Source organism: Spirosoma koreense (assembly GCF_054777875.1).
In genome coordinates this window covers 929,585-950,838 of the sequence record NZ_BAAHAC010000005.1, presented here as the reverse complement: position 1 = coordinate 950,838, position 21,254 = coordinate 929,585, and the positions used below count along the sequence as shown (strand labels likewise).

Annotated in this window: 15 protein-coding genes; 13 read left to right on the top strand and 2 right to left on the bottom strand. The window is 54.1% G+C overall.

The window, feature by feature from the left end; translation table 11 throughout:
- Positions 1–12 precede the first annotated feature (12 nt).
- The 9 genes from ACYVC2_RS09675 to ACYVC2_RS09635 all read left to right on the top strand — a co-directional run bounded on the left by ACYVC2_RS09675 (position 13) and on the right by ACYVC2_RS09635 (position 12,132).
- Positions 13–1,515, top strand: coding sequence for a sialate O-acetylesterase (locus ACYVC2_RS09675; protein ID WP_461102101.1), 1,503 nt, complete (start codon positions 13–15; stop codon positions 1,513–1,515).
- 1 nt (position 1,516) lies between these two features.
- Positions 1,517–2,215: a DUF3826 domain-containing protein gene (locus ACYVC2_RS09670; RefSeq protein ID WP_461102100.1), complete on the top strand. Its 699-nt coding sequence runs from the start codon at positions 1,517–1,519 to the stop codon at positions 2,213–2,215.
- Positions 2,216–2,276: 61 nt separating this feature from the next.
- Positions 2,277–3,407 (top strand): sialidase family protein, encoded by a 1,131-nt coding sequence (locus ACYVC2_RS09665; protein ID WP_461102099.1) that lies wholly within the window; start codon positions 2,277–2,279, stop codon positions 3,405–3,407.
- A 52-nt stretch (positions 3,408–3,459) separates the two neighbouring features.
- Positions 3,460–4,608 carry an iron-containing alcohol dehydrogenase gene (locus tag ACYVC2_RS09660; protein ID WP_461102098.1) on the top strand — a complete coding sequence of 383 codons (1,149 nt, stop codon included), beginning with the start codon at positions 3,460–3,462 and terminating at the stop codon, positions 4,606–4,608.
- 159 nt (positions 4,609–4,767) lie between these two features.
- Positions 4,768–5,682 carry a dihydrodipicolinate synthase family protein gene (locus ACYVC2_RS09655; RefSeq protein WP_461102097.1) on the top strand — a complete coding sequence of 305 codons (915 nt, stop codon included), beginning with the start codon at positions 4,768–4,770 and terminating at the stop codon, positions 5,680–5,682.
- An 83-nt stretch (positions 5,683–5,765) separates the two neighbouring features.
- Positions 5,766–6,821, top strand: a complete 1,056-nt coding sequence (pdxA, locus tag ACYVC2_RS09650) for a 4-hydroxythreonine-4-phosphate dehydrogenase PdxA (protein WP_461102096.1) — start codon at positions 5,766–5,768, stop codon at positions 6,819–6,821.
- Between the two features lie 94 nt (positions 6,822–6,915).
- Positions 6,916–8,067: a four-carbon acid sugar kinase family protein gene (locus ACYVC2_RS09645; protein ID WP_461102095.1), complete on the top strand. Its 1,152-nt coding sequence runs from the start codon at positions 6,916–6,918 to the stop codon at positions 8,065–8,067.
- A gap of 95 nt (positions 8,068–8,162) precedes the next feature.
- The gene (locus ACYVC2_RS09640) at positions 8,163–11,141 is read left to right on the top strand and encodes a sodium:solute symporter family transporter (protein ID WP_461102094.1); all 2,979 of its coding nucleotides are present in this window, start codon (positions 8,163–8,165) and stop codon (positions 11,139–11,141) included.
- Between the two features lie 91 nt (positions 11,142–11,232).
- Positions 11,233–12,132, top strand: a complete 900-nt coding sequence (locus ACYVC2_RS09635) for a sugar phosphate isomerase/epimerase family protein (RefSeq protein ID WP_461102093.1) — start codon at positions 11,233–11,235, stop codon at positions 12,130–12,132.
- Between the two features lie 50 nt (positions 12,133–12,182).
- Here the strand turns inward: ACYVC2_RS09635 and ACYVC2_RS09630 are convergent, their stop codons facing one another.
- The gene (locus ACYVC2_RS09630) at positions 12,183–13,187 is read right to left on the bottom strand and encodes a ScyD/ScyE family protein (protein ID WP_461102092.1); all 1,005 of its coding nucleotides are present in this window, start codon (positions 13,185–13,187) and stop codon (positions 12,183–12,185) included.
- A gap of 311 nt (positions 13,188–13,498) precedes the next feature.
- Here ACYVC2_RS09630 and ACYVC2_RS09625 point away from each other — a divergent pair, with 311 nt between their 5' ends.
- The 3 genes from ACYVC2_RS09625 (at position 13,499) to ACYVC2_RS09615 (ending at position 19,097) form a co-directional block, all read left to right on the top strand.
- On the top strand, positions 13,499–14,614 hold the full coding sequence (locus ACYVC2_RS09625) for a glycoside hydrolase family protein (protein WP_461102091.1): 1,116 nt from the start codon (positions 13,499–13,501) through the stop codon (positions 14,612–14,614).
- A 98-nt stretch (positions 14,615–14,712) separates the two neighbouring features.
- Positions 14,713–17,136, top strand: a complete 2,424-nt coding sequence (gene galB / locus ACYVC2_RS09620; protein ID WP_461102090.1) for a beta-galactosidase GalB — start codon at positions 14,713–14,715, stop codon at positions 17,134–17,136.
- A gap of 410 nt (positions 17,137–17,546) precedes the next feature.
- A complete protein-coding gene (locus ACYVC2_RS09615) occupies positions 17,547–19,097 on the top strand; it encodes an MGH1-like glycoside hydrolase domain-containing protein (RefSeq protein WP_461102089.1) in 1,551 nt (516 codons plus the stop codon).
- A gap of 91 nt (positions 19,098–19,188) precedes the next feature.
- Here the strand turns inward: ACYVC2_RS09615 and ACYVC2_RS09610 are convergent, their stop codons facing one another.
- On the bottom strand, positions 19,189–20,094 hold the full coding sequence (locus tag ACYVC2_RS09610; RefSeq protein WP_461102088.1) for an AraC family transcriptional regulator: 906 nt from the start codon (positions 20,092–20,094) through the stop codon (positions 19,189–19,191).
- Between the two features lie 442 nt (positions 20,095–20,536).
- Between ACYVC2_RS09610 and ACYVC2_RS09605 the strand changes: the two genes are divergently transcribed.
- Positions 20,537–21,199: a DUF3826 domain-containing protein gene (locus ACYVC2_RS09605; protein ID WP_461102087.1), complete on the top strand. Its 663-nt coding sequence runs from the start codon at positions 20,537–20,539 to the stop codon at positions 21,197–21,199.
- Positions 21,200–21,254: the final 55 nt, after the last annotated feature.

The window sequence follows — 21,254 nt, the reverse complement described above, 5'->3', positions numbered from 1 at the left end:
GAAAAACACACAATGCTCAGATACACCCTCATCGCCGTTGCCCTTCTTCTCTCGCTCTACGCGAAAGCGGAGATTGTGTTGCCCCGTATTTTCGGGCATAACATGGTCCTGCAACAGGGGAAGCCGGTGGTGATCTGGGGGAAAGCGTCGGCGGGCGAGACCGTAAGGGTACAGTTTTCGAATCAGCAGCAAACCACGTCGGCCGACGCATCGGGGCAGTGGCGGGTTACCCTAAAACCACTCAGCGTATCAGCGACCCCGTCGGAGCTGGTCATTGCCGGAACGAATACAATCCGGCTGCAGAATATTCTGGTGGGCGAAGTCTGGCTGTGTTCGGGTCAGTCGAACATGGAATACACCATGCGGAAAAACAGTAAGGTGAGCCCTTCGCTGGCAACTCAGTCGGTGGACGGCCACAATCCGGTCGAGGAGCTGAACTACGCCGACAACCCGCAGATCCGTGTTTTTCTGGTCAACCGGAAAGAGCTGAGTAAGCCCGATTCGCTGCACCGCGGGTGGAACATGGCGCAGGATTCGGCCCTGCGGTCGTTTTCGGCACCAGCCTATTTCTTTGCCAAAGAACTCTTCAAACACCTGAACGTACCGATCGGGGTAATTTCGTCGGCGGTTCCCGGCAGCCGGATCGAACCGTGGATTTCGGAAGCCGCTTTCCGGCAGGACGGCTACTATGGTACTCAGAAAATCGAGGGTGAGCCGGGGAAATTCTACGAGCCTATGATTCGGCCACTGGTTCCGTTTGCGGTAAAGGGGTTTCTGTGGTACCAGGGCGAATCCAACTGTTTTCTGAAGGAAACGCTCACGTATGCGCACAAGATGAAAACCCTGATTACCAGCTGGCGCAACGCGTGGACCGATCAAAGTTTGCCGTTCTATTACGTCTCCCTGGCACCGTTCAGGTATTCCGAATCGAAAGGGAAAGTCGTGCTGACACGCGAAACCCTGCCCGAATTCCGGGAAGCGCAGGAACTGGTTCTGGCCTTACCCCGAACGGGCATGATCGTCACCACCGATCTGGCCAGCGACCTGTCGGATATTCACCCGCCGTTCAAATGGGAGATCGGCCGACGGTTAGCGCTGCTGGCCTTAGCGACGGACTACGGAAAAGATATCGTTGCGGAAGGACCGGTTTTCGAGAAAATGAAACTAAAAGGACAGACCATCGCCCTGACGTTTACGAAAATGGGCAGCAGTTTGATCAGCCATGACGGGCAACCGCTTCATGACTTCACGATTGCGGGAGCGGATGGCGTTTTCGTACCGGCTCAGGCCCGAATCGATGGCAAACACGTGCTGGTTTCGGCGGCTTCGGTTCCGCATCCGGTAGCAGTTCGCTTTGCCTGGAACGAAGCCGCACAGCCCAATCTGTTCAACAAAGAAGGCTTACCGGCCCACCCATTTCGCACCGATAATCCACTAAAAGCCAACGATTTACTGAGCAAACCGGCTATTACTCATTCGGCAGGCATACATTCAGGAACCTCAAGTGCTCAATAACATGAAAACAAACCTAACCCTTTTTCTGGTCATAGCCGCGCTACTGGCTACTGCACCAGCCTTCAGCCAGGAGCAGCCGTCAAGACCAGCTACCGACGCCACGGCCAACGCGGATGCGGAGCAGGAGAAAAAAGCTGCGGAGTGGGTATCCTCACTGAACCTGACCGATGCCGATAAAGTAAAGCGCCTGACCGACATAGTGGCGACACACCTGAAATCGGTTCGCGACTGGCACAATGCGCACCCGGTCAGCACGGTTCCCGCGGGTATCAATCCGCTCTCTGGCAAGCTGCTGTCAGAGCTGGACCGGCAACTCATCGCCGACTCGGCCATTCCTGCGTCGGTTCATCAGGCGCTGATGGCCGGTCTGCAGAAAGACCTCGACAAAACTCAGGTCGATGCGATTCTGGACAAATACACCATTGGCAAGGTCGCCTTTACGATGAACGGTTACCGGGCCATCGTTCCGAACATTACGCCCACTGAAGAAAGTACGATTCAGGGGTTTCTTGAGCAAGCACGGGAACAAGCGGTCGATTACAAAAGCATGAAAGAGATCTCGGCCATTTTCGAGATCTACAAAACCAAATCGGAGCAGTACCTCAACGCCAACGGTCGCAACTGGCGCGAAATGTATAACACCTATACAGCCGCCATCAAGGCCAAAAAAGCAGCGGAGAAGAAGCAGAGCACGAATTAGGAGGATTGAAGTAACGAGGCCGACCACCAGCGTTACTTCAATGACCAGACATAAAACAGACATGAAACACAGAATCTTACATATCGTCCTGCTTAGTCTCAGCCTGACCGGCCCCGCTTCCGCTCAGTTGGCGAAATGGCAGTCGGGCTTGCTGGCAGATGAGTTTGTGGTCGATAATCCGCCGTTTCCCGAAAGCCACGCGGTTACCCTTGCCGAGACACCAACCGGACTGGTATCGGCCTGGTTTGGCGGTACTAAAGAGCGCAATCCGGACGTGTGCATCTGGGTCAGTCGGCAGGAAAAAGGCAAGTGGCTGGCTCCGCAGAACGTCGCTAATGGCATCGTCAACGATACGCTACGATATGCCTGCTGGAATCCGGTGCTGTACCAGGCTCCCAAAGGCGACCTGCTGCTGTTTTACAAGATTGGACCGAGTCCGGCGAAATGGAAAGGCTGGCTCAAAACCTCGTCCGATGGTGGGCGAACCTGGTCGGCGGCCAAAGCCTTGCCCGACGGATTTATCGGTCCGGTCAAAAACAAGCCGGTGTTACTCGCCAACGGCAATCTGTTCTGTCCGTCGAGCACGGAAGGTGATGGTTGGAAGCTGCATTTCGAGGTAACGCCGGATTTCGGGAAAACCTGGCGAAAGATCGGGCCCATCAATGACGGTAGAACCCTGAACGCCATCCAGCCCAGCATACTCACGTACGGCAACGGCAAGCTCCAGATTCTGGCCCGCAGCAAAGACCGGGCGCTCGAAGAATCCTGGTCGACCGACAACGGCGAAACCTGGTCGCCGTTAGCGAAGACATCGTTGCCCAACAACAATTCGGGCACCGATGCCGTGACCCTGAAAGACGGACAACAACTGCTGGTGTATAACCATGTACTGCCGCCGGGCAATCTGGCCAAAGGACCACGCACCCCGCTAAACCTGGCGGTGTCGAAGGACGGCAAAAACTGGTCGGCAGCTTTGATTCTGGAAGATTCGCCCATTAGCCAGTATTCGTATCCGTCCATCATCCAGACCGCCGATGGGCTGGTGCATGTGATTTATACCTGGCGTCGGCAGAAGATCAAACATGCGGTGATCGACCCAAAGAAGCTAACCTTAAAACCCATCGAAAACGGTATCTGGCCCCAACTGGCGGGCTATACCGCACCCATAGCCAAAGAAATCACGAAAGACTGAACCCATTTTCTGTCATCTGGACAAGATCAGGATGGCAAACGAGTCGACAAAAATGACACAAAACGTAACGATACATTTTCCCGGCAAACTGGTCTTTGGCAAAGGCACACTTGGCAAACTGGCCGACGAGATCGTGCGGCTATCGCCCCGGCGTGTTTTGCTGCTGACGATCAGTCCGCTGCTGGACTCCCTGAACGATCTCGTTGACAATCTGGAACGCCAGTCGGTACAGGTTCAACTTGATACCCGCATCGTTCAGGAACCCTCGTTCAGCGACTTCGAAGCCCTGATGCAGACCGTTACGCCTTTCAACCCCGACGTGGTCGTAGGCATCGGTGGGGGTAGTGTGCTGGACGTGGCCAAACTGGTAGCGGCTCAGCTCGAAAACCCGCAGACTCTCCCGGACATGCTCGGAATCGGTAACCTGAGCGGTCGTCGGAAGGGGCTCATCTGCGTACCGACGACCTCGGGAACGGGAAGCGAAGCCTCGCCCAACGCGATCCTGGTCGACGACGCCGACAACCAGAAGAAAGGCATCATCAGTCCGTTTCTGGTGCCGGATATCGTGTACGTCGATCCGCTGCTGACGCTCAGCATACCGCCGTCCGTTACGGCCGCTACGGGTATCGATGCGCTCACGCATTGCCTGGAAGCCTACACCAACAAGTTCGCTCAACCCTTCATCGATATGTACGCCTTTGAAGGAATGCGCCTGATTGCCAGTCACATCGTACGGGCCGTACAGGATGGTTCGGACGAAGAAGCCCGGACGCAGGTGGCGATGGGGAGTCTGCTGGGTGGATTCTGTCTGGGGCCCGTCAACACGGCGGGGGTGCACGCGCTGTCGTATCCGCTGGGTAGCCTGTTTCATCTGGCGCACGGGCTTTCCAATGCGTTGCTGCTGCCGTACGTGATGGAATTCAACATTCCGGCGTCGATAGAGCGGTACGCGCAGGTAGCCGTGGCGCTGGGCTGCGAACCCGGACCTGACTTCGCCGAGACAGCCGCGCGGGGGGTAGAAAAAGTAAACGAACTGATTCGCGACTGTGGCATTCCAGCCCGGTTGCGGGACCTGAATATTCCGAAGGAAGTCATTCCACAAATGGCCGAAGACGCGCTGAAAGTTACCCGATTGTTAAAAAACAACCCGCGGGAGATCACGCTCGACGACGCCATTGCCATCTATACAGCCGCTTATTGAATAGGCCATTAGAGAGTCACTTATTGTCCTTGGCAGTCATTGATGGAAACGCTCACAAACAGGCCCTTACAACAACGAACGAACAATGACTACGAATGACGCGAATGACAATGAATGACTACTCAATGACCGCTTAGACAAGTAATTCATACTATGAATATGAAAAAGAAATACCAGGGTGTTGTCGTTCCGCTGGTTACGCCCCTGACGGAACGGTTTACCTTAGATAAAGCCGCTGTCGAAAAGATCATCCTTCATCTTCAGGCCAGTGAGGCCATGCCGTTCGTGCTGGGCACAACGGGCGAATCGACGTCGTTGCCCATGTCGGTGAAACAGGCTTTTGTCAAAGAAGCCGCTCGCCTGAAAACCGGCGATTCGATGCTTTACGCGGGCATTTCGGGCAACTGCCTGGAAGAGTCCGTCGATTTTGCCAATGCCTGCTTCGATATGGGTGTCGATGCGGTAGCGGCTACCCTTCCCAGCTATTATGCTCTGTCGGAAAGCCAGATGAAGCGGTATTTTGAGCAGTTGGCCGACCAGTTGAACGGACCGCTGATCATCTACAACATCTTCGCCACGACCCGCATGTCGATTCCGCTGCCCATCATCGATGAGCTGAGCTATCACCCGCGGATTGTGGGGCTCAAAGACTCCGAGCGCAGCACTGAACGCCTGCACGAAGCCCTGAATTTATGGGCGAACCGGCCCGATTTCAGCCATTTCATGGGTTGGGCGGCCCGGTCGGCGGAGGCACTGCTACACGGCAGCGATGGGCTGGTTCCGAGCACGGGAAACCTCTTTCCGGCTATTTACCGCGATATGATGAAAGCGGTACAGAACGGCGATGACGAGAAAGCCTACGCCTGCCAGAACCAGTCCGACGTGTTTGGGCACCTCTACCAGTCGGGCCGGACGCTGGGCGAGTCGTTGTGGGCGCTGAAAGTGCTGATGCAGGAATACGACCTGTGCGGCACCAGCGTGATGCCCCCACTACAACCGCTCTCCGCGCAGGAAGAAACCGGGCTGAAAGCAGCCTTTGCCGAATTGCTCGGAAAAGAAGAAATCCAACTCTAACCCCAACGCAGATGGTCGGCAGAGCAGCCGTGTAAACCGCCATTCCCAACGCCTAATCAGCGGGCCCGGCCCGCGCCACAACTATGCATAAAGACGACAAACCGATCATCGGCATAACCATGGGCGACCCGGCCAGCATCGGACCCGAAATCGCCGTAAAAGCCTTGCTGAACCCGGTTATTTACAACATCTGCAACCCCGTGCTCGTTGGCGACGCGGGTGTTTTTAGGGACATCACGACCCGGCTCCAGTTAAACGCGGTTATTCGCCCCATTCAATCCATCCGGAACGCCCTTTTTCAGTTGGGCACCATCGATGTGTACGATCTGGCTAACGTCGACCTTAGCCAGCTGAAGTTCGGCGAAATCTCGGCGATGGCGGGCGAAGCGGCTTTTACGTCGGTGAAAACCGTGATCGACCTGGCGCTGGCCGACGAGCTCGATGCGACCGTAACGGGGCCGATCAACAAAAAATCGATCAACGAAGCGGGGCATCATTTTGCGGGGCATACCGAAATCTACGCGCACTACACAAACACGAAAAAATACGGCATGCTGCTCGTGGAAGACCAGTTGAAAGTCATTCACGTTTCTACGCACGTATCGCTCCGGCAAGCCTGCGATCTGGTCAAAAAAGACCGGATTCTGGAAGTCATCGAACTGCTCCACAGCGGATTGATCTCACTCGGCGAAACGAACCTGAAAATTGGCGTGGCGGGTCTGAACCCCCACGCGGGCGACTCGGGTCTGTTCGGCACCGAAGACGATCAGGAGATTTTACCCGCCGTCGAAGAAGCCAGACGCCGGGGCTTCAACGTCGAAGGACCGGTGCCCGCCGATACGCTGTTTTCCAAAGCGGCAACGGGCTACTACGGTGGGGTCGTAGCCATGTACCACGATCAGGGCCATATTCCGTTCAAGCTGACGGGCTTCAAATGGAACGCGGCCAAGCAGCAAATGGACAGCGTCAAAGGCGTCAACATCACGATGGGCTTACCGATCATCCGCACGTCGGTGGATCACGGAACGGCGTTTGAAATTGCCGGAAAAGGCGTCGCCAGCCCCGATGCCATGCTGCTGGCCATCGAGTCGGCGGTACAACTGGCGAAAAACCGAAAGCTGCAACTGGCAACAAGCTAACCACAACCGTACCCATGCCAGCGAGCCACCGGAGTAATGATTATTTTTGTCATCCCGACCGGTCCGCCGGTGCAACAGAAGGGATACCAAAACGATGATAGCCGTTATTGCCGACGATTTTACGGGCGCTGCCGAACTGGGTGGCATTGGGTTGACCTACGGGCTGGCCGTGGAGCTGGCGATGGGCATCAACCCCGACGCAACTGCCGATCTGATTGTGGTAGCGACCGACGCCCGATCGGTTCCGGAAGCCGAAGCCGTTGCCGAGATGACCGAAGTCAGTCAGGCATTACGGGCCATGAACCCGCGGTTAATTTTTAAAAAAATCGATTCGGTCCTGCGCGGACACGTCATTGCCGAAACCAAAGCGCAGCTGGCCGTGCTGGGTCTGGAGAAAGCACTGCTGGTTCCTGCCAATCCGGCGCTGGGTAGAATCCTGATCGATGGACATTATTACGTGCAGGGTGAGCTGATTCACAAAACCCATTTTTCGGAAGATCCGGAATTCCCGATCACCGATTCGAACGTGCAAAACCGGTTCGCCGGCGACACCATTCCGGTAACGGTGCAGCCGCCATCCAGCGCGTTACTGGCGCAGGGCATTACCATTGGCGAAGTTGGCAAACAGGCCGACTTCAACAGCTGGATCGATCGCCTGGACGAGCAGACTTTAGTGGGTGGTGGCGCTGGTTTTTTTACGGCCCTTCTGGATTCGATCTACGGCGACAAACGGACAGCCAACCCGGCAACGAACCTGGGCGAACACCGGCTGTATGTGTGCGGCACGGCATTCGGAAAGAGCGTCAAACTGGTAAAGAAAGCCGCGATAGCCGGTCATGCGGTCAACTACATGCCCGGCGACCTGATGCAGGCCAGCAGCCCGGAAGCGCCTGAACTGACCCGTTGGGTAACCGATATTCTGGGTTGCTTTCAGCGGCACAATCAGGTGATCATCGCCATCGATTCCGACCGGGCGGTCTACACCCCCGGACTGGCTGTTCATCTACGAACCGTGATGGGCAACGTCGTCAGTCAGGTACTCAAGCGGATGTCGGTGGATGAACTGATCATCGAAGGCGGCTCGACAGCAGCAGCCGTACTCCGGGCGATCGGAGTTACCCGGCTGGCTCCGGTGCAGGAGCTGGGTGCTGGCGTCGTGCGAAGTGTAGCCATCGGGAAACGAGAATTGCACATTACCGTAAAACCCGGAAGCTACCGCTGGCCCCCGGATTTGTGGACGTTTTAATTGCCGTAATGCGGGTGGGAACCCGCAAGTGATAATCGGATACTGCGGGTTCCCACCCGCGCTACGGCATGACCACCTATTTATTCCTAAACTGAATGTCGAACCCAACCCTCAGCGTCATCGATTACCTGATAATCGGTACCGTTTTGATTATCAACCTATTCTTCGGTTTGCGGTACGCCAAAAACCAGCGCACAACCGAAACGTACTTTGCAGCCCGGGGCCGGGTGCCGGCCTGGGCGATCGGCATGTCGCTGCTGGCTACGCTGATCAGCAGCGTGACGTTTCTGGGCTATCCCAGTGAAGGCTACTCGTCGAACTGGATTCTGCTGGTACAGGGGCTGATGGTGCCGGTCGTGCTGCTCGGCACCATCTGGTTTATCGTACCGCTGTACCGGAAAGTGATCGGCCTGAGCACCTACGAATATTTCGAAAAACGGTTCGGCTCGTTGGCGCGCTACTACAGTTCTACCGCCTTCGTTCTCCGGCAGTTCTCGTCTATGGGAACGGTCTTCTTTCTGCTGTCCGTGGCCCTGACCAACATGACCGGAGCCGATACGTTTTACATCATCGTCGTGGTTGGCCTAATCATCATTACGGTCAATCTGCTCGGCGGTATCGAAGCCGTTATCTGGCTGGATGTGTTTCAGGGATTCATGCTCTTTGCCAGCGGAATCTTGTGCGTCGTTGTCATCGTCTTTTCGGTGAATGGTGGGCTGCCCGAAATTTTCAGCGTTGCCTCGGCCAACAACCGAACGGGCTTTGGGCCGTACGATCTGGACTTTACGAAGCTGACGTTCGTGGTGATGGTCATCAACGGCATGTTCTACGCCATCCAGAAATACGGCACCGACCAGACCGTCGTGCAGCGGTATCTGACCGCCAAAACTGACAAAGCCGCCATCAAAGCGTCGATTCTGGGGATTTCGCTGACCGTGCCGGTCTGGGCGCTGTTCATGTTCATCGGTACGGCGCTGTTCGTCTATTACAAACAGCAACCCCTGCCCCCCAACCTGCGGCCGGATGCGATTTTTCCGTATTTTATCATGACCAGATTCCCGACCGGTGTGGTTGGGTTTATTCTGGCGGCTATGATCTCGGCAGCCATCTGTAGCCTCAGCGCCGACCTGAACTCCCTGGCGGCCGTCGGTCTGGAAGATTTTTATAAGAAGTTCCGCCCCGCCCGCACCGACCGGGAGTACCTGACCGTCAGCAAAACCATCGTCGTGCTTTCCGGCCTGATTGCCATCGGTATCGGTGCCATCTACTTACGGGCTGGGAATGAAGGGGTTCTGGGAATTGTCTTTACCCTGTACGCCATCTTTTCGGGCGGTATCGTCGGTATTTTCCTGTTGGGCATTTTCAGCGCCCGGGCCAACCGGCAGGGCGTCAACATTGCCATCGTGGTGTGTGTGCTGTTTACGGCCTATGCCTTTCTGACCTCTACCCAGATCGGTTACGGTAACGACAAAAAGCTCCTGCTCGACCTCGGCGCTTACAACTTCACCCACCACAAGCTGATGCTGGGCGTTTACAGCCACCTGATCGTGATTGGTGTTGGCTATCTGGCCAGCTTATTTTTCCCGAAGCCCCAACTCGACCAGAACTTATTGTACAGTGGCTGGCGCAATGCCTCGAAATCGGGGGCTACCGACAACGATTTACCCGGTGGGTCTCCGCGTAAACTCGAAACGTTTGGCAAGCTGGGTGCGGTGTTCCTGTTGCTGGGTTTTGCCACGACAGCCTCCGCGCAGACCTCCGACGATCAGTTCAAAAAGCCGCTGAAAGACGTTATCCGGGAAATCGAAACGCGTTATTCAGTCAAAATCCGTTACCCCGAAGACCTGGTCCGCGATAAGTACGTGACTTTCGCCGACTGGCGGTTTCGCCCCAGCGACGTGGAAAAAACGATGACGAATATTCTGTCATCGCAGGACATTACCTTCGCCAAAGAAGGCGACCGGAAATACAAGCTTCAGCCATTTCAGTACCATCTGAAAACACCGGAAGAAGGCAAACAGCAACTCGACTACCTGGCTACCCTGTATCAGGATGTTGCCAGTTGGGAAAAACGCAAAGCCGAACTACGCGCCTGCATGCGGGAAGCGCTGAAGCTGTCGCACCTGCCTGCCAAACCGAACAGCGCGCCTATCATCACAAACAAGCGAACCTACGACGGCTATTCGGTAGAGAACGTGGCGATCGAAACCCTGCCGGGCCTGTACGTAACCGGCTCGCTCTACAAACCCCTGACGACTAAAGCGCTGATGCCGGTCATCCTGAATCCGGACGGGCATTTTGGCGATGGCCGCTACCGGGCCGATAGCCAGTACCGGTGCGCCATGCAGGCTCGGATGGGTGCCATGGCGTTCAGTTACGACCTGTTTGCCTGGGGTGAATCAGCGTTGCAATTCAAACCGGAAGATCACCGCCGGAGCCTGGCTCAGACGATTCAGATTCTCAACGGCATGCGGATTCTGGACTGGCTGCTGACGATCAAGAACGCCGATCCGAAGCGGGTTGCCATCAGTGGCGGTTCGGGCGGGGGCAGCCAAACCATGCTCCTGACGGCGTTGGATGACCGGATTACCCTCAGTGTACCCGTAGTGATGCTGTCGTCGTACCACAGTGGCGGGTGTCCGTGCGAAAGTGGCATGGGCGTGCACCTGTGCGGCAACGGCACCAACAACGTGGAGATTGCCGCTATGGCTGCGCCCAGACCACAGTTGGCCATCACCGACGGCAAAGACTGGACCCAGCACGTACCCGACACCGAATTTCCGTTTCTGCAACGGATTTACGGTTTCTACGGCAAGACCGACGCGGTCAAAAATGTACATCTGCCGCAGGAAGGTCACGATTACGGCAAAAGCAAACGGCTGGCGCTGTATGATTTCCTCGCTCAGCACTTCGCGCTCGATCTGAAAAAAGTGCAGGACAAAGCCGGGGCTATCGACGAATCCAGATGCACGATCGAGCCGTACCCGTCAATGTACGTTTTTGGCGAGAAAGGCGAAAAACTACCCGCCAACGCTATCCGCAAGTTCGGGGATCTGGAAAAACTCGTGCAGTAACCGCTGGCTGTAATGCCGAAACGCTGGCTTAGGCCGTGTTCAGTTCGTTTTCCTACCGAAGCCGGAGCTTCGGCGCTACACAAAACTAACCATGCCCCTTACCCGCCGACTATTCCTAACGTCCAGTGCCTTGCTGTCTGCCAGCTTTTTTCTACCCGATGAATGGGCCGTTGCGTCGACGGCCAAAAAGCAATCCTACAAAATCGCCGTGGTGGATTTGATGATCCTGAAGCGGCAAAAGCTTGGGGCATTTCAACTAACCAAAGAAATCGGGGCCGACGGGCTGGAAGTAGACATGGGCGGGCTGGGTCAGCGCGACACCTTCGACAATCAACTGGCGAATCCCGACATCCGGCAGCAGTTTCTAGCCAAAGCGAAGGAACTGAACCTTCAGATTTGTTCGCTGGCGATGACGGGTTTTTATGCTCAGTCGTTTGCCACTCGCCCCACTTACCAGCGGATGATTCAGGATTGTTTCGATACGATGAAGGCCATGCAGGTCAAGGTTGCTTTTCTGCCGCTCGGCATCCAGGGCGATCTAGCGAAGAACCCGGAGATTCGTCCGGCCATTGTCGAGCGGCTGAAGGTGGTGGGTACCATGGCGAAACAAGCGGGCGTCGTGGTTGGGATTGAAACCTCGCTGGATGCCAAAGGCGAGGTAGCGCTACTGGATGAAATCGGCTCTAAACACATTCAGAGTTATTTCAACTTCTCTAACCCGCTCAAAGCCGGGCGCGACCTGCACGACGAGTTGCGCATCCTGGGCAAAAAGCGCATCTGCCAGATTCACTGCACCGACGAGGATGGCGTCTGGCTTCAGAATAACCCCCGCATCGATCTTAAAAAAGTAAAGCAAACCCTGGACGATATGGGCTGGCGCGGCTGGCTGGTCATCGAACGCTCCCGCGACGCCAGCGACCCGCGCAACGTCAGAAAGAACTTCGGGGCCAACACGGCTTACCTGAAATCGATCTTTCAAGGTGATATTTAAACACAGAGCGTGCCGCCGGTGCGGCACGCTCTGTGTTTATAGCAATAAAGCTACAGGGTTACTTTCTGAATGGTCCCGTCGAAGGTCTGGGCAATGTAATACGTGTTCGGACCACTGCGCTTAACTGAATTCGGGAAATTTAATCCACTCACTAAGGTCGTATTTCCCTGAGCCGTCGACCGTACGATTGACCCCGAATTATCGTCGAATCCCTGGCCGTTCCAGATGCCATACTGAACGGCAACCGGCTGCTGATCAGGGCCCAGTTCAATATCCGTCAGTGTCGTCAGCCCCGTCTGGTAAGTCGATTCATGTCCCAGCAGGTCATACTGGTAAATGGGTGCCTGGCCGGTGGGAAAGGGGTAACCCGTAAAATTGCTAACCAGGAATTTCTGCCCATCGAACACAATGCCCGTCGGTACGGCTTCCAGCGTATCGCTCCCCGGATGAATAATCGGAGGAATGGTGGCAAAAACGCTGAACTGTTTCGAGCTGGCACTCCGGCGAATGATGGCGTTGGCGCCCGCATCCACAATAAACAGGTCTCCGTCGGGTCCGACCGTTAGATTGAATACATCCGATTCGCCCGTATCATCCTGAAAATCATACGCTTTCACAAACGAGCCAATGTCTTCGTACGCCAGATTGCTGGCCAGCAGCGGTGCATCACCCGGCTTAAAAGTCGAAATGTCGAACTGATATAGCCGCCCTTCGGGTCCGTGTAAGAGCCATAGGGTGTTTCCCTGAAGAAGGATGTGATTGAGTCCAAACACCGCTCCCTCCGGACTCACACTCGACGTAAATCCTGTTACGACGGGGTATTTTGTGCCGTCGGTCGTGATGAGTGTCAGTTGTCCATCGTTGGCGGTGCCGCTGCCAGCTTCCGTCACCCAAAGCTGGCCTTTGGCATCTGCTTCCAGACCTAACGGCGCTACTAAACCCGACGCAACAGGAGTAACCCGGGGCCCATCGGGGTGATCCACGAGTATATTCTGGCAACCAAACATACTACTGGTAACAACAATGAGCAGAAGGAAGGAAATTAGGCGAGACATACGTATAAAGGGAGTTAAGTGATTGGGTGATAGAATTGATTTATGTAGTCAAAGTGGCTTTATTCGGCTTTTTTACTCGGACATATTTACATCCTTTCGTAATTCTTTATACATCAGGTTGTTCATCAAGGTAGTCTCGATCCCAGTAATTCGTTTTCCGTAGTCCGGTTTTAGTTGACTGAGCGGGCCGTCCGCCGTTCGGCCAGCAGGCTAACATGCTACAATCTTCAGAAAAAATAATAGACACAGATAGACTTTTAAGCGGATAGATTTGTACTCTGATTCGTTCTATTCCTTAGTAGTCTGCTGCAATGACCGTTCGCTCTGTCCGGATTATACTCTTTTGCCTTCTATCCACACCCCTGTTTGCACAGCCTGCGCGGGTCTCCGACGTGCAGATGCAGCGCATTTACGACGAAGTCAAAACGCCGTTTAAATACGGACTAGTGATGACGCCCACCGATAATGCACAAAAAATGGACTGCCCGACGATCTTTCGGAAGGGAACCCAGTGGTATATGACCTACCTGATCTACGACGGACGCGGCTATCAGACCTGGCTGGCCCAGAGCAAAGACCTCCTGAACTGGAACACGCTCGGCCGAATTCTCTCCTTTTCGGATAGCACGACCCGAGACTGGGACGCCAATCAGAAAGCGGGTTACAACGCCTTGCAGCAGTACGAGTGGGGCGGCTCCTACGAACTGGAAACCTATCAGCACAACTACTGGATGTCGTACATCGGTGGCCCGGCAAAGGGTTATGAAGCCGGTGACCTGTCGATTGGAATTGCCTACACCAGTCAGGACCCTACGAAAGCGCACGAGTGGCAGCGCAAGTCGGCGCCTGTGCTGACGGCTAAAGACCCGGACACCCGCTGGTGGGAAAACCGAAAGCTGTTCAAAAGTTCGATCATCCACGATCCGAAAAAGCAAACGGGACATCCGTTCGTGATGTATTACAACGCCAACGGCGACACCTCGGGTGTTCCGAAAACCCGTTGGTTCGAGCGCATCGGCATGGCCGTTTCCGACGATATGCTGAACTGGCAACGCTTCCGTAAGGAGCCGGTGCTCATGCATTCGGCAGGTATTACGGGCGATGCGGTCATTCAGAAAATGGGCGACCTGTACGTGATGTTTTATTTCGGCGCGTTCTGGTCCGATCGGCCGGGGGCGTTCAACCGGTTTGCCGTTTCGACGGATCTGGTAAACTGGACCGACTGGACCGGTCCGAACCTGGTCGAACCGTCTGAACCGTACGACAACCTGTATGCGCACAAATCCTTCGTGGTCAAGCACAAGGGCGTGGTTTATCACTTCTACTGCGCCGTCAACAAGCAGGATCAGCGGGGTATTGCCGTCGCCACGTCGGTCGATTTAGGAAAAAGCCAGAAGCAGTTCGTGCCTGCCGATAAGAAACCATGATGGACATCTATTTCCGTTTCGACAGGATTGGACTGGTTGTAATGCGGACGGTCGGCCGTAGCCGTGGAAACCCGCGTTACAATCAGCCAATTACAAAATTGAAAAAATCCTGTCGAAAACTTTTTGCGCTGGTTCTACTCCTCATTACCTCGCCCCTACTGGCCCAGAAGAACCCGCGAACTGTGCTGGATTTCAACAAAAGCTGGCGATTTTCGCTGGGCGATGAAGCCCATGCGAAAGATGCTGCCTTCAACGACGCGGGCTGGCGGACACTCAACCTCCCGCACGACTGGAGCATCGAAGGGCAGTTTAGCGAACACCACCTGAGCACGACGCAGGAAGGCGCCTTACCCACCGGCATTGGCTGGTACCGCAAAACCTTTACTGTACCGGTCTCAGCTAAAGGAAAGCCCGTTTTCATCGAGTTCGACGGGGTGTACCGCAACAGCGAGGTCTGGATCAACGGTCATTCGCTGGGCGTTCGGCCATACGGCTACAGTTCGTTTCGGTATGATCTGACGAAATACCTGAACGGTAGTCCGGCGAAAAATGTCCTGGCCGTTCGGGTCGATAATTTGGCGCAACCTAACTCGCGCTGGTATTCGGGCTCGGGTATTTACCGGAATGTGCGACTGGTCATCACCTCGCCCATTGCTGTGGCACACTGGGGCACGTTTGTTACGACGCCTACGGTCACACAGCAGCAGGCTACGGTTTCGCTGCAAACCAGCCTTCGCAACGCGGTTGGGAAACCGCAAATAGTGAAAGTCGTCAGCACAATTCTTGATGCGTCGGGCCACGAGGTTGCTTCGCAAACGCTCACAACCGTTCGGCTCACGGATTCGCTCACCACGGTTATTCAACCGTTTACGCTTGCAAACCCAACGCTCTGGTCGGTCGAGAAGCCGTACTTATACAAAATCGTCACCCGAATTTATAGCCCGAATCGGCTGGAAGACCAGTATGAGACGCCCCTGGGCATTCGCTCGTTCAGGTTCGACGCGGCAACGGGGTTCTCGCTGAACGGTCAGCCGATGAAAATCCGGGGTGTTTGCCTGCACCACGATCTGGGGGCGCTGGGGGCCGCCGTCAACCGTCGCGCCCTGCAACGCCAGCTGGAACTGCTGAAAGCGATGGGCTGCAACGGCATCCGAACCGCGCATAACCCGCCCGCTCCCGAGTTGCTCGACCTCTGCGACCAGATGGGTTTTATCGTCATGGACGAAGCCTTCGACATGTGGAAGAAAAAGAAGACGAAGCAGGATTACGGCCTGAACTGGGATGCCTGGCACAAAGCCGATCTGGAAGCCATAGTTCGTCGCGACCGCAACCACCCGTCGATCTTTATGTGGAGCATCGGCAATGAAATCCGCGAACAGTTCGATTCAACAGGGCTCACCATCACAAAAGAACTGGCCGATATCGTCAAAAACCTGGATACAACCCGTCCGGTTACGTCGGCCCTGACGGAGAATATTCCGGAGAAAAATTTCATTTATCGCTCCGGTGCGCTGGACCTGCTGGGGTTCAACTACAAACACGAAGCCTACGCGGGTTTTCCGAAATCCTTTCCGAATCAGCCCGTTATCGCTTCCGAAACCGGTTCGTCGCTGCAAACGCGCGGGCATTACGACATGCCTTCCGACTCGGTGCGGATGTGGGGCAAAGGCGGACCCGCTAAATTCACCGACGGCAACCCCGACTGGACGGCTTCGGCCTACGACAACGAAGCAGCTTACTGGGGATCGACCCACGAGCAAACCTGGAAAGAGGTCAAAAGACTGCCGCACATGGCCGGGCTGTTCATCTGGACCGGCTTCGATTACCTGGGCGAACCCCACCCCTACCCGTGGCCCGCGCGAAGTTCGTATTTCGGTATTCTCGACCTGGCGGGCTTTCCCAAAGACGTTTATTACCTGTACCAGTCCGAGTGGACCAACACGCCGGTGCTGCACATTTTCCCGCACTGGAACTGGCCGAAAGGCAAAACCGTGGATGTATGGGCGTATTTCAATCAGGCCGACGAAGTAGAACTGTTTTTGAATGACAAATCACTGGGTATTCGGAAGAAAACCGGCGACGACCTACACGTAATGTGGCGCGTTCCCTACGAACCCGGTACGCTGAAAGCCATCTCCCGCAAAGCCGGGAAAACAATCCTGACCCGAACCGTTTCGACCGCCGGAAAACCCGCCCGAATTCAGCTAATTGCCGACCGGAATACGCTCCGAGCCGATGGGACCGACCTATCGTTCGTTACGGTCAATGTGCTGGATGAACAGGGTCACCTCATCCCCGACGCCAGTCACCTGATCACCTTCACTCTTCAGGGCGAAGGTACGCTGGCGGGGGTCGACAACGGCTATCAGGCCAGCCTCGAACCATTCAAAGCCAGTTACCGCAAAGCCTACAATGGGAAATGTCTCGCCATTATCCAGACAACGGAAAAGGCCGGAAAGATCATCCTGAAAGCGACGTCGGAAGGCTTACAGAACGCCGAAATCGAGTTGAATAGCCGATAGCGCAGACGGTCGGCTGCAGCCGTAGAAACCCGCACAACGACCAGCCACGCTACAGGCTAACATCCTACAATTCCTTGTGAAAATAGCATATTATACAGTGGTTTATTGCAATTAATTTTGACTCTACCATTGATTGCTTTCCGGCATGCGCTACCGAGTCGTATTCCTTTGTCCACTTTTTTCAGTTCTTGTTCAGGCGCAGGTGGTGGTTCAGGCTTTGGGAAGCCGTCATCAAAAACCTAAAGCCTTCGCCTGTAAGTACTGAAGTAAACGTATGTTGTGCCATCTATTTTGTCATGCTGACGGAGGAAGCATCTTAAAGCATCATCACTCGCAGGTAAGGATATTTTAAGATGCTTCCTCTGTCAGCATGACAAAAAATAACCCAATGTATTTTTGGCAACCTACTCATGATGAAAAAACAGTGGCGCTTTTTACTCGCAATTGGGCTTTTACAGACGACGCTTTGCCTGGCTCAGCCAGCGCCCGTACTGTCGACGGACAAGCTAAAAAACTACGTTGCTTATTTCAATTCGATCGACGAGGAAGCGGTTAAAAATTACGTTCCCAACGACCAGTCGTTCGACTGGCTTTCGCAGAATATCCCCCTGTTCGACTGCCCGGATTCGACGTTGCAGGAAATTTATTACTACCGCTGGTGGGCGTTTCGGAAACACCTGAAAGAAACTCCGGAAGGTTATGTGTTCACGGAATTCATCACGAAGGTGAACCACGCCGGTAAGTACAACGCCATCAGCAGCGCGCTGGGTCACCACATCTACGAAGGCCGCTGGCTACGCAACCCGAAGTACATCGACGATTACATTTCGTTCTGGCTCTACGTCGACCCTAAACACACCGCCCCGCGATTTCATGGCTTCAGCAGTTGGGTCGATGATGCGGTGTATCATCGGTACCTCGTCAACCTCGACAAGCCATTTATTCAGAAAAACCTGCCGGCCCTAGATGCCGACTACCGCAAGTGGCAGCAGGAAAAACAGTTGCCCAGCGGCTTGTTCTGGCAGTTCGACGTTAAAGACGCTATGGAAGAGTCGATCAGCGGCTCACGGAAGGAAAAAAACCGGCGGCCATCGATCAACGCATACATGTACGGCAACGCCAATGCGCTGGCGGCTATGGCTGGTCTGACGAAGAACGACACGCTCCGTCGTCGGTATGCGCAACAGGCCGCTGAACTTAAAAAACTTACTCTCGACAGCCTGTGGAACCAGGAGGCTGGTTTCTTCGAAGTGAAGCTGGAGAAAGGTGGGTTTTCGAATGCGCGCGAAGCCATCGGCTTCATTCCCTGGTATTTCAACCTGCCCGACGACAAACCCGAGTACGCCCGGCAGTGGGATCAGTTGACGGATACCACCGGTTTCGATGCGCCCTGGGGCATTACCACCGCCGAGCGCCGACATCCGCTGTTTCGCACCCACGGATCAGGGCACGGTTGCGAGTGGGACGGTCCCGTCTGGCCGTTCGCGACCACGCAAACCCTGAAAGGCCTGTCGAATCTGCTCACGGATTACAAAAATCAGGGCCGCATGACTAAGTCGGTTTTCTACAACGAGCTGCTGAAATACGCCCGGTCGCACGTCATGAACGGCAAAATCTACCTGGGTGAGTACCAGGACGAAAAAACGGGTGAATGGCTGAAAGGCGACAATCCGCGGAGCAAATTCTACAACCATTCCGGCTTTGGGGATCTGATCATCAGCGATTTAATTGGTCTCAAACCCCGCGCCGACAACGTGCTGGAGATTCACCCGCTCCTGCCCGACGGCCAGTGGGACTGGTTCTGCCTGGATAACGTTCTTTATCACGGCAAAACCCTGACGATCCTGTATGACAAAACCGGAATGCATTACGGCAAAGGCAAGGGTTTCCGGGTCTTTTCAAACGGCAAAGAGGTAATCCGGGCCGATAAGCCAAAGCCGGTGACGGCGAAGAATTTTTAGGCTTGTTTTGTCATACCGACCAAGTCCGTCGGTACGGCAGGAAGGATGACAAAAAACAGTACCCTTATTACTGTAACGTCACCACAGCCACTCAGGCTACGGCTGCTTTCGCCAGCACTGATTTCGACTTGTTCAGGTATTGACGCTTGTATTCAAGCGGAGTCAGGCCGGTAACTTTTTTGAAATGCCGGTAGAAATTCGAGACGTTGTTGAACCCGCAGTCGAAGCAGATCACTTCCGTCGGGGTTTTGTCTTCGATCAGCGCGCGGCAGGCATGGCTGATCCGGATCTCGATCAGAAAGTCATAATACGTTTTATTCGTCATCAGCTTGAAATACCGGCAAAACGACGTCACGCTCAGGTTGCTGATGGCCGAAATTTCTTCCAGGGTAATATCTTTTTTATAGTTCGTCAGCGTATAGCTACACACCGTGTTCAGGCGCAGCGAATCGGTTTCGTTGGATTGATAAAATACCGCCTGCCCATTGACAATCGATTCGTATTCATCCGTCTCAGCCAGGGTCTTTAATATCGAGAGCAGGATAATGATTTTATCCAGATTCGTGGCCTCGATTGCCCGGTGCATCAACTCCGCTAATTTCGCATTCGTTTTTCCATTGATAACCATACCACTTTTCGCTTTTTCGAAAAGTTTGGGAATTAAATAGGCTTCGGGCAGTTTCAGTAAATCTTCACCCAGACAATCGGGCAAAAACTGGATGACAATAACCTCGATGTTCAACTCCGGGTCATTGTAAAAATACTCTTCATTACTCCGCCACGTATGGGGTAAATTTTCGCCCACCAGCACAATTTCTCCGGGCGAAAAATTACTAATTTTATCCCCAATAAACCGCACACCTTCTCCTTTAATAATGTAATGCAGTTCAAGTTCCGGATGGTAATGCCAGATATTTTTAAAATGCGGTAAAACGTTGTGGCGGACAGTAAAGGAACTCTCCAGTTTCGACGTTACTTTACGAAATAACGGTTTCATTTTTGTAGACAGGAAATAAGGCGTATAGAAACTTTTCAACAAAACGCGGTTGTCGGATACCTACGTATAGCGGCAGATCGAGCCCGCAACTGACGGATACCGGGCTACGCTTCGTTTTTCCCTTCCAGTAAGGTCAGACAGCACCTAAGTGGTGTTTTTCGCTCACTACGTGGCTATAAAGGCTGTTTTCCGATAGTCTGGCACAATTCCAGTACAAACTTAAACGAAACGACGGAAATAATTCATATCCGGGCTATGATAATTTCCTACAATAAGTTGGCAAAAAAATGCAGTCCTGCCCATAAATCACGCTATATTTTTGTACAGTATTGTAGAAAAGTATTGTTAATTCTGGTTTTTACCGCGATAGACCAAGGCTTTTCTGACGAACTTTCTCCTCCAGCAGTACCCATTGTTAGCTTTATTAACTCGGTCTTACCCTATGCATGCGATCGTAAAAAACCTTCTGTTCGGTAGCCTGATGCTGCTCTGCGGTTTATCCACCGTATTGGGACAGGAATCCCCTCAAACAAGCGAAGAAGCCGCGTATACACGGGTGCTGAATGAGCGGGCCGCTAAGATCGTCGCTACGCTGGGCATCACAGACAGGAAGGTGTCTGAGCGCGTTCAGCAGGACATCGTTCAGCAGTATCGGAGCCTCAATGCGATTCATGACAAAAAGAAAGAAGCGCTGGGCAAACTGACGGAAAAAGCCCCGAAAGAAGCGATCGAAAATGAAGCCGGTACAGCCTTAAAAAAACTACACGAAAACTACCTGACGACCCTGGCCCACGATCTGACTCCGCAACAAATCGAGCAGGTAAAAGATGGGATGACCTACGGAGTTTTACCCATTACGTATAAGGGCTATCAGGCCATGCTTCCTGAGCTGACCGAATCACAGAAAGAACAAATTTTATCTTACCTGACCGAAGCACGCGAACGAGCGATGGACGAAGGGTCGTCGAAGGAAAAACACGCTATGTTCGGCAAATACAAAGGCCGAATTAATAACTACCTGTCCAGCGCCGGAATCGATATGAAAAAAGCGAGCAAAGACTGGGAAGAACGCATTGCCCGGGAGGCCGAAAAAACAAAAAAATAAGCCTAAAAAAAGCCATTCCGGACTTGGCCAAATACGAATAGCAACCCATCATATT